Source organism: Algoriphagus aquimarinus (assembly GCF_900112005.1).
GTDB classification, from domain to species: Bacteria; Bacteroidota; Bacteroidia; order Cytophagales; family Cyclobacteriaceae; genus Algoriphagus; species Algoriphagus aquimarinus.
Genome location: NZ_FOKK01000036.1, coordinates 1 through 8,935, shown reverse-complemented (window position 1 = coordinate 8,935; position 8,935 = coordinate 1). Strand labels below are relative to the sequence as shown.

General features: G+C 39.3%; 9 protein-coding genes and 1 rRNA gene. 7 read left to right on the top strand and 3 right to left on the bottom strand.

Annotated elements, in window-relative coordinates:
- The first annotated feature begins 141 nt into the window (after positions 1-141).
- The 6 genes from rrf (at position 142) to BM291_RS21755 (ending at position 4,736) form a co-directional block, all read left to right on the top strand.
- Positions 142-253, top strand: a 5S ribosomal RNA gene (gene rrf / locus BM291_RS21780).
- 249 nt (positions 254-502) lie between these two features.
- The gene (locus BM291_RS21775; protein ID WP_092902118.1) at positions 503-1,747 is read left to right on the top strand and encodes a dihydroorotase; all 1,245 of its coding nucleotides are present in this window, start codon (positions 503-505) and stop codon (positions 1,745-1,747) included.
- Positions 1,740-2,252 (top strand): DUF4199 domain-containing protein, encoded by a 513-nt coding sequence (locus tag BM291_RS21770; protein ID WP_092902115.1) that lies wholly within the window; start codon positions 1,740-1,742, stop codon positions 2,250-2,252. Before BM291_RS21775 ends, BM291_RS21770 begins: the two co-directional genes overlap by 8 nt.
- A gap of 7 nt (positions 2,253-2,259) precedes the next feature.
- Entirely contained in the window at positions 2,260-2,808 is a 549-nt protein-coding gene (locus BM291_RS21765; RefSeq protein ID WP_092902112.1) for a DUF4199 domain-containing protein, read from the top strand.
- Positions 2,809-2,811: 3 nt separating this feature from the next.
- Positions 2,812-3,774 carry a glycosyltransferase family 2 protein gene (locus BM291_RS21760; RefSeq protein ID WP_092902108.1) on the top strand — a complete coding sequence of 321 codons (963 nt, stop codon included), beginning with the start codon at positions 2,812-2,814 and terminating at the stop codon, positions 3,772-3,774.
- Complete coding sequence (locus tag BM291_RS21755) at positions 3,774-4,736, top strand: glycosyltransferase family 2 protein (protein WP_092902105.1); 963 nt, start codon at positions 3,774-3,776, stop codon at positions 4,734-4,736. The genes BM291_RS21760 and BM291_RS21755 overlap by 1 nt, the downstream gene beginning before the upstream one ends.
- Here the strand turns inward: BM291_RS21755 and BM291_RS21750 are convergent.
- On the bottom strand, positions 4,733-5,497 hold the full coding sequence (locus BM291_RS21750) for a class I SAM-dependent methyltransferase (protein WP_092902102.1): 765 nt from the start codon (positions 5,495-5,497) through the stop codon (positions 4,733-4,735). The two genes, BM291_RS21755 and BM291_RS21750, sit on opposite strands and share 4 nt — an antisense overlap.
- Positions 5,498-5,679: 182 nt before the next feature.
- On the opposite strand from BM291_RS21750, the gene BM291_RS21745 reads away from it, so the two are divergent.
- The gene (locus BM291_RS21745) at positions 5,680-7,173 is read left to right on the top strand and encodes a TolC family protein (RefSeq protein WP_092902099.1); all 1,494 of its coding nucleotides are present in this window, start codon (positions 5,680-5,682) and stop codon (positions 7,171-7,173) included.
- Positions 7,174-7,183: 10 nt separating this feature from the next.
- On the opposite strand, the gene BM291_RS21740 is transcribed toward BM291_RS21745, so the two are convergent.
- Together BM291_RS21740 and BM291_RS21735 are read right to left on the bottom strand one after the other, a co-directional pair.
- Positions 7,184-7,528 carry a hypothetical protein gene (locus BM291_RS21740; protein WP_092902096.1) on the bottom strand — a complete coding sequence of 115 codons (345 nt, stop codon included), beginning with the start codon at positions 7,526-7,528 and terminating at the stop codon, positions 7,184-7,186.
- An 89-nt stretch (positions 7,529-7,617) separates the two neighbouring features.
- On the bottom strand, positions 7,618-8,814 hold the full coding sequence (locus BM291_RS21735; RefSeq protein ID WP_092900207.1) for an IS256 family transposase: 1,197 nt from the start codon (positions 8,812-8,814) through the stop codon (positions 7,618-7,620).
- Between the last annotated feature and the right edge of the window lie 121 nt (positions 8,815-8,935).

The following is an 8,935-nucleotide window of genomic DNA, read 5'->3' as shown; positions in this document are numbered from 1 at the left end:
AAAACATGTTATTAAAAAGTCCGAAGTCGGAAGACCGAAGACCGAAGAACTTAAAATATTAGACGCAGCATGCGAGTCAAGGACTAGTTGAGATACGAAAGAGATCTTGCTACTTGCTACTAGCTACTGAAGTCTTACAATTTAGGCGGCCTAGCGCAGGGGTCCCACCTCTTCCCATCCCGAACAGAGAAGTTAAGCCCTGCAGCGCCGATGGTACTGGGGTTACACCCGGGAGAGTAGGTCGCCGCCTCATTTATTCAAGCCCTTTGGTTCATTCCAAAGGGCTTTTTGGTTTTATAGCCTTTTTATAAACCATCCTCCCACCAACGCAGCCCACCTTAACAAACGAAAACTAACTCGTTTACTCCAACATGTGGGGTAAGGAAATAGGGATGTTTGGGGTAGTAAACGGATTATATATTTAGGCTTTTACAATACTATTTGATTTTTCATTTTTCATTTTTAGAATATTATTGCAGTTTTGCATCAAAGCCAAATTTGAATGTCCATTCTATTTAGAGGTCTCCGCATTGTTAATTCTGATGGTTTATCACAACCAAAAGATTACGTTTTTGAAAAAGGAGAATTTACACTTGTTGCCAACAACAATTCATCAGGATTTAATAAAGAAGTCAATGCAAATGGTTGGCTCTTGTCTGCTGGTTGGATAGATCTCAGATGTAGTATGGGGGAACCAGGTCATGAATACAAGGAATCAATAGAAAGTCTTGCTGATTCTTTGATAGCCAGTGGCTTCTCTGCTGCAGTGATCTTGCCCAACACTGACCCTGTTATTCAATCAAAGGGTGATGTAGACTTTGTGCTAAATCGAGCAAAGCGGTACACTCCTGAATTTTTAATCCAGGGTGCAGTAACTAAAAACACTGACGGAGAAAATCTCACTGAGATTCTAGATATGCACCATCAGTCTGGAGTGTCTGTATTTGGTGAAGGAATAAAGCCTTTGTCGAATGGTGACCGTTACATGAAGATCCTTCAATATCTACAGAAGTTCAATGGCGTTCTTTTTGACCATGCGTATGATCCTTTGTTAGCAATTTTTGGGCATATGCATGAGGGTGAAAACTCTACCATGTTAGGTATAAAGGGGCTTCCAAATCTAGCTGAGGATGTCGCCATCCAGAGAAATCTTGAGATTCTTCGATATGCTGGAGGACGTGTGCATTTTCAAACAATCAATACCGCAAAGGGTGTCGATCTAATCAGGCACGCAAAAGCAGAGGGACTAAATGTGACCGCCGATGTGTCGATTTACCAATTGTTATTTTCTGATGGAGATTTGATGAATTTTGACCCAAATCTTAAAGTATTACCTCCTTTTAGAGGAGACTCTGATCGGAATGCTTTATTGGAAGGGCTTAAGGATGGGACAATAGATGCTTTGGTGAGTAATCATCAACCAGAAGATAGGGATTCTAAATTTATGGAATTTGACTTAGCGAATTTTGGAATGGTTGGTTTGCAAACGTTTCTTCCAGCTCTTGTTTTGTTAGAAAAAGAAATGGGCTGGGATTTATTGATTGAGAAAATCACATCAGGTCCAGAATCAATTTTGCCTCATAACCTGACTAAATCTTGGACAATTTTTGATCCAGAAGCTGTGTGGACTTTCAATGAGAAATCAAACAAGTCTCTTTCTTCTAATTCTCCGTGGTACGGAAATCAGTTGAAAGGTCAAGTCAAATACGTAATTCAAAAAGAACAATTAATTGAAGTAAATGTATAGGTTCTTTAGTTCAGCATACAAGTTTGGTGGAATCGCCGGAGCTTTAAGTATTATAGCATTTCTCACTCTTTCTTTTTTCTACCCAGATCCTACAAATCTTAACTTGGTGTTTGGCTACGTCATTACTCCTGTAGCTATATTTCTTGCAATTAAGTTTTTCAAGGAATACAGTAATACCGGCTATCTTTCTTTTGCAGAAGGAATGTCAGTAGGGTTTGTTGCATATATGTTGGAGGCTATTATCTCCTTGGTAGGAATATGGCTAATATTGCTAATACATCCTGATTTGTTTGATCAGGTTAAGCTCTCGAAGCTTTCTGTATTAGCCAATAGTAAGGAATCTATTGTCGCTCAAGTAGGAGAGAATTCATTTGATATGACATTAGAAAGTATCAAAAATATGATTCCCTGGGATATAGCGTTGAATGACGCGCTATGGAAAATCATCCCTGGTCTTTTTTTTACTATTATTATTTCAATTATTTTAAGAAAAAATCCTAACTAACAATCTTATGGAAGAGCAACAATCTCCTTTTCAGGCTGCTATTAAGCCTGGACTTACTATCGGTTTGGTGTCCTTGGCACTAACTTTTATAGCATATTTTATTGATTCTAGCTTGTTAGGATCCGCTTGGTTCGGACTAGTGGCTCTTGTCATGTTTTTTGTGTTGATTATATATTTTGGGACACAGTATAGAACTGAATTAGGAGGTTTCATGAGTTTTGGAACTGCATTTAATTTCAGCTTCGTTACTATGGTGATTTCGGGTTTGATTAGCTTAATAGGCCAACTCCTTTTGTTTCATGTGATTGATCCTTCCCTTGCTGGGGTATTGGCAGATCAAGCATTTGAAACTAGTTTGTCCATGATGGAAAAATTCGGTCAAGATCCTGATGCGATGGATCCTGCCATGCTTGAAGAAATTAGAAAAAGTACCGCTGGAAGCTTTACTTTAGCTGGTCAAATAAAGAGTTTTGGTGTAGGACTTATTGTGTATGCAATTATTGCCTTAATTTTGGGAGCAATCCTAAAGAAGAGAGACAAGTCTCTCGATTATTAAATTATGACCCAAATTTCAGTTGTAGTTCCTGTATTTAACGAAGAGGAGTCTCTGCCTGAATTAACTCATTGGATTAGCCGTGTCATGAATGATCACGGCTTTTCTTATGAATTGATTTATATAAATGACGGAAGCTCGGATAATTCATGGGCTATTATTAATTCACTTTCCCAAGAATCTAATAAGGTAAAGGGTATCAATTTTACCAGGAATTATGGGAAGTCTGCGGCATTGGATGCCGGTTTTAAAAAAGCCTGTGGTGATGTCGTAATTACCATGGATTCGGACCTACAAGATAGCCCAGACGAAATACCTGGCCTTTATGTAATGATCACAGAAGGGAAATTCGATGTGGTGTCTGGTTGGAAAAAAGAACGCCATGATCCTTTAGGGAAGACTATACCATCACGATTTTTCAATGGAGTGACACGCTGGATCTCTGGAATTAAACTGCATGATTTTAATTGTGGATTGAAAGCCTATCGGCTTAAAGTAGTGAAGAACATCCATATCTACGGAGAAATGCATAGATACATCCCCTTACTTGCTAAGTGGAATGGGTTTGGGAGGATAGGAGAGAAAGTGGTGCAGCATCAAGCTAGAAAATACGGCTATTCTAAGTTTGGTATAGAGCGATTCTTGAATGGTTTTCTGGATTTGATTTCCGTTTCTTTTGTACACCGGTACAAAAAGAAGCCGATGCACTTTTTTGGATTCTTAGGAAGCGTTTCTTTTTTCACAGGATTTATAATCACTTGTTGGTTGATTTTTGAAAAAGTATATGGCTTAAGTAAAGGACATAAAGTAAGAGAAATTACCGATCAGCCTCTTTTCTTTTTGGCACTGGTGGCGTTAATTATAGGGGTGCAGTTATTTGTAACTGGATTTATAGCCGAGTTAATGACCTCTAACCAGTCCAAAGAAGCTGAATATAAAATTGACGAGGAGATTAACTTCGATTTCTGATGAAGTTCTCGGTAATCATACCGGTTTTCAATCGACCAGACGAATTGCGTGAGTTACTTCATAGTCTCAGCAATCAGAGTTTCACAGACTTCGAGGTTGTTGTGATCGAGGATGGCTCTACCATTGATTCGAGTGATGTAATCACTAGATTCGAAACTCGACTCCAAATTCAGTATTTAGTACAGCAGAACACCGGGCAAGGATTTGCTAGAAATAATGGAATGAAAATCTCCAATGGTGAGTTTTTTGTTATTCTAGATTCTGACGTGATTTTACCAAAAGATTATTTGCAGCACCTAGCAAGTGCTATTGAAAGCAGAGAGCTTGATGCTTTTGGAGGACCCGATGCTGCGGATCAGGATTTTTCAGGGTTGCAAAAAGCAATGGATTTTGCAATGACTTCCTTTTGGACTACAGGTGGAATTCGTGGAAAAATGAAAGATCCTGCCAAATACCAAGCTCGTGGGTTCAATATGGGAGTATCTCGAAAAGTATTTGAAACGACTGCTGGTTTTGTAGATCCAAATCAAGGAGAGGACATAGAATGGAGTATTCGTATAAAGAAAGCGGGGTATAAGCTTGAATTGGTAAAGGATGCTTTCGTATATCACAAACGTAAAAACACGCTTAGATCATTTGCCAAGCAAGCCTTTTCATTTGGGAGGAATCGAGTGAATGTGTCAAGGTTCCATCCGGGAGCTATAAAGTTGGTTCACTGGCTGCCAACAGCTTTTTTGCTGTTTTGTCTAACCATTCTTTTTTTATTTTTTATAAATAAACCTCTATTTCAACTCAGTATAGGTGTGTTTATTACCTGGAGTGTATGCGTTGTTATTTCTTCTGCAGGGCAAAATAAGTCAGCTAAAGTCGGGGTTTTAAGTTGGTTTACTTCAGTTTTGCAGCTTTGGTCCTATGGACTTGGATTACCTTTGGAACTTTTAAGGAAATACGTAAAAGGTTAATTGCCTTTTTTACAAACAAAGATCACTTCTTCAGGTGGGAGTGCATTTTGCTTAACAATCGCTGAAGAGATTTCTTTTACAAAATGGTTTTCCTCTATTAGTAATCCTGATTTTCTCAAACGGTCAGCATAGTCTTTTCCAAATTTTCGGACATGATCTCTTTGGCCAAACATGCGTTCGCGTTCTGCGGGGTCAGTGACTTTCTTGTCCTCTAACGTCTTTTCGATAGGATAGACGGGTGATTGAAGTATCCCCCATCCGCTTGGCTTCAATACACGATTGAACTCAACACAGGCCTTTATGTCATCCTCTACATGTTCCAATACATGGTTACAAAAAACTACATCAAAGCTGTTTTCTGGAAAAGGAATGTCGTGAACATCCATTTTAACTTTAGCTAGCGGGGATTCTATATCGGCAGTGATGTAATCTAAGTTTTTCAAACTTTCAAATCTTTCAATAAAACAATGTTCGGGTGCTACATGAAGCACTCGAAGCGGCGTGGTGAAAAAGTCGGTCTTTTCTTTTAGGAAAAGCCACATCAGACGATGACGTTCGAGTGACAAGCAATTAGGGCAAAGCGCATTTGCTCTCGCTATCCGACCATAAGGAAGAAATTTCTTATAGCTATGATCACATACAGGACAAGTCACATCTTTACCCGAATTCATCTTAGCAAATACTTTCATCACTAAAGGGCTAACGCGCTGTAATAACGGCCTTGGGATGTAACGAATAACAAAACTGATAATTGATTTCATGGTTGATTGTAATCTGACTGCAAGTTACGCAAAGGGTGAAAAGGAGTGTAATTAAAGTGAATGTTTTGCTTTTTTAGATTTTTTATGAATTCTAGTACAATAACTTTCTTGTTTGTGGGGAATCAATCAGTATTTTAGTTGAAGTGAATAATTCTTTCTTTACTACGCAAAAATTGGCCTTTATGAAGATCAGGAGATTACTTTTTTTACAATCGCTTTTTACACTATTTATTCTGGAAGGAGCTTCCAATTATGCACAAGCTCAAGAAACGAAAACTTTTACTTTAGAGGAAGTTGTGCAGCATGCAAAGGATAATTCTGCCTATGCACTTCGAGTAAAGACTATAAAAGAGAATAGCTATTGGCAATACAGACTTTTCAAGTCGGAATACAACCCACAATTAAGACTGAATGGAACAATTCCTCAATATTCCCAATCGTACAGTCAAATCACACAGCCTGATGGTTCCATTGAATTTATTGAAGTAAAGCAGAATCTCATGGATTTGGGTTTGGGACTGCAGCAGGTGATAGGGGCTACTGGAGGGACTATTTCAGTTAATACTTCTACCAATAGGTTTGATAACTTTCGTCCATTTCCGGGTGAACCTCAAACCAGGTATTCAGGAGTACCTGTAAGTGTGGCATTACAACAGCCAATATTTGCTTATAATCGATTCAAATGGGATAAAAAGATTGAGCCTTTATTGTATGAAGAGAGCAAGCGTGAATATGTGGCGGAGATGGAAGGGGTTTCCGTTTATGTGACCCAATTGTATTTTGATTATTTAATTGCGCAGGTTAATGCAGAGATTGCTACAACGAATCAAAAGAATACGGAGGATATTTTCTCCATAGAAAAGAAACGGAATGAAATGGGAGTCACTCCTGAAGATGAGCTTTTGCAAATAGAATTACAGGTGCTAAACGCTCAGCAGGCAAGGGCAGAGGCGCAACTGTCTTTAGAAAAGACAGCATTTGCAATGAATTCATTCATCGGGTTGAATCAATCATCTAAGTTGAACCTAGTTTCTCCTGTTGATATTCCGGATTTTGAAGTAGATGTAGACCGTGCTATTGAGCTTGCTTTTCAAAACAGAGCTGAGGCAATTGGCTTTGCTCGACAGAAAACTGTGGCTGAATCTCAAGTGGCTCAGGCAAAAGGAGGGCGTTTCCAAGTACTACTAAATGCTAGGTATGGATACAATAATGCTGCTTTAAATTTTTCTGATATTTATCAGGATCCTAACACTCAGGCGCTTGTAAGCATTGGGCTTTCTGTTCCGATATTGGACTGGGGAAGAAACAAGGCCAGAATGTCTATGGCAATGGCTAACCAAGAGCTAGTAGAATATACTGTAGACCAGGAGTTGATTAATTTTCAACAAGAAGTTTTCACTCAAGTGAAAACTTTCATAATGATCAAGGATCGTCTACTAGTGAGTAAAGTGTCAGATGAAGTTGCTCAGCGTAGGTACGACATCGCGCTAAAAAGATACCAGACAGGGAATGTGACTATAACCAATCTAAATATTGCACAAAATGAAAAAGACTCTAATAAAAGAGCCTTTTACACTTCCTTGAAGGAATTTTGGGTTGCATATTACGAGCTGAGATCCCTCACTTTATATGATTTCGAAAAAGAGGAATTGCTCTATAGACCTGAGCTAGAGTAGTACTGAGTGTTTAGGAGTTCTTTCTAATATATTCCTCTAACTTTCGGATCTTCTTATCAAGCTTTTCAATTGACTTAGATTGCTTACCCATTTTCTTGGTGATTTTCTCTACATCATTTGGAGAGAGCTTTCCTGCGGCATTCTTTTTATCATAGTCAGCTCTTGTTTTCGCAAGTTTTTCAACAGCTTTCCTGTGACTCTCTGTGTACTTTTCGAGCTGAATTTTTGATTTTTCTAATTTCTCTTGAGTTTTCGCATCTACAGCTGAAGTACTTACAGATTGGGCAATAACCTCAGATGGTGATAGGTAAATCAAGCCACCTAAAAGTATAAATGCAAAGATTAGTTTTTTCATAATTATAGTGATTTATGTTATAAAGATACAACAGATAAATACTCGATCGACACTATCCCGAAAAGTGTGTAAATGAATTTTAAGGTTGGTTAGAATTTTAGACGGTTTTCAAACATAATCATAAATTGGTTTAAGATGGTGCCCCAATCCCGGATTGGCATCGTCCATTTTTTAGTGGATTCGTTAACGGCCAGGAATACGGACTTCATTACTGCATCATCGGTCGGATAGGAAAGTTTATTCTTGGTGTATTTTCTGATTTTCCCATTCAGGTTTTCAATGATATTGGTGGTGTAGATGATCTTTCGGATTTCCATCGGGAAAGCCAAAAATGCAGTCAACTCTTCCCAGTTGTCCCTCCAGCTTTTGATTGCATAGCCGTATTTCTGACTCCAGATGGCTTCTAACTGATCCAGAGCGAGTGCTGCTGCTTCACGGTTGGGAGCAGTGTAGATTTCCTTCATATCAGCAGTGAAGGCCTTTCTGTCCTTCCAGACCACATATCGGCAGGCATTGCGGATTTGATGGACGATGCAGATCTGCTTGGTGGATTCGGGAAAAACGGATCTGATGGCTTCTGTAAAGCCCTTCAGATTGTCCGTGGCGGTGATCAGGATGTCCTGAACGCCTCTGGAACGTAAATCTGTCAATACACTCAGCCAGAAGGCTGCGGATTCGTTTTTCCCCAACCAAAGCCCCAAGACTTCCTTCTTTCCATCTGTTCGCAGACCTATAGCGATGTAAATGGTTTTGTCGATGACTCTGGAACTTTCTCTGACTTTGAATACAATACCATCCATCCAGACGATGCAATAGACTGATTCCAGCGGTCTGTTTTGCCACAAGGTAATGTCCTGTGAAACGCGCTCGGTGATCCGTGATATCGCTGAGGTGGACAGTTCAATATTATAGAGCTCCCTGATCTGTTCTTCAATATCACTGACACTCATCCCCTTGGCATACAGGGAAATGATGATATTTTCCACTCCCTCCGCCATGTTCTTACGCTTTGGAATAAGCGCAGGAGCAAAGGAGGCATCTCTGTCTCGTGGCACCTGAATCTCAGCTACACCAAACTGGTTTTTGATTTTTTTCTTGCTGTGACCGTTACGTGCATTGGCACTAATGGAAGTCTGGTGCTTATCGTATCCCAAATGGGAATCCAGTTCGCCTTCGAGGATCTGTTCTACCCCACGTTTTTGAATCTGAGAAAGAAAAGAGTACAACTCTTCGCCGGTTTTGAACTGCTTGAGGAATTCCTCGCTTAGAACATCTTCTTTTTTCATAGCTTTAAATGTGTAAAGTTACCCCGAAAAGTTATTTCCATAAATTTTTCCAGGCCTTTGAATGGGCCGAAAAATTATAGAATAACTTTTCTACACTTACACACTTAATGGGATACTACCA

Excerpts from the sequence above, each read along its gene's own strand:
- BM291_RS21745 (WP_092902099.1), top strand. The coding sequence starts at position 5,680 with ATGAAGATCAGGAGATTACTTTTTTTACAATCGCTTTTTACACTATTT.
- BM291_RS21770 (WP_092902115.1), top strand. The coding sequence starts at position 1,740 with ATGTATAGGTTCTTTAGTTCAGCATACAAGTTTGGTGGAATCGCCGGA.
- BM291_RS21750 (WP_092902102.1), bottom strand. The coding sequence starts at position 5,497 with ATGAAATCAATTATCAGTTTTGTTATTCGTTACATCCCAAGGCCGTTA.
- BM291_RS21760 (WP_092902108.1), top strand. The coding sequence starts at position 2,812 with ATGACCCAAATTTCAGTTGTAGTTCCTGTATTTAACGAAGAGGAGTCT.
- BM291_RS21775 (WP_092902118.1), top strand. The coding sequence starts at position 503 with ATGTCCATTCTATTTAGAGGTCTCCGCATTGTTAATTCTGATGGTTTA.
- BM291_RS21740 (WP_092902096.1), bottom strand. The coding sequence starts at position 7,528 with ATGAAAAAACTAATCTTTGCATTTATACTTTTAGGTGGCTTGATTTAC.
- BM291_RS21765 (WP_092902112.1), top strand. The coding sequence starts at position 2,260 with ATGGAAGAGCAACAATCTCCTTTTCAGGCTGCTATTAAGCCTGGACTT.
- BM291_RS21735 (WP_092900207.1), bottom strand. The coding sequence starts at position 8,814 with ATGAAAAAAGAAGATGTTCTAAGCGAGGAATTCCTCAAGCAGTTCAAA.
- BM291_RS21755 (WP_092902105.1), top strand. The coding sequence starts at position 3,774 with ATGAAGTTCTCGGTAATCATACCGGTTTTCAATCGACCAGACGAATTG.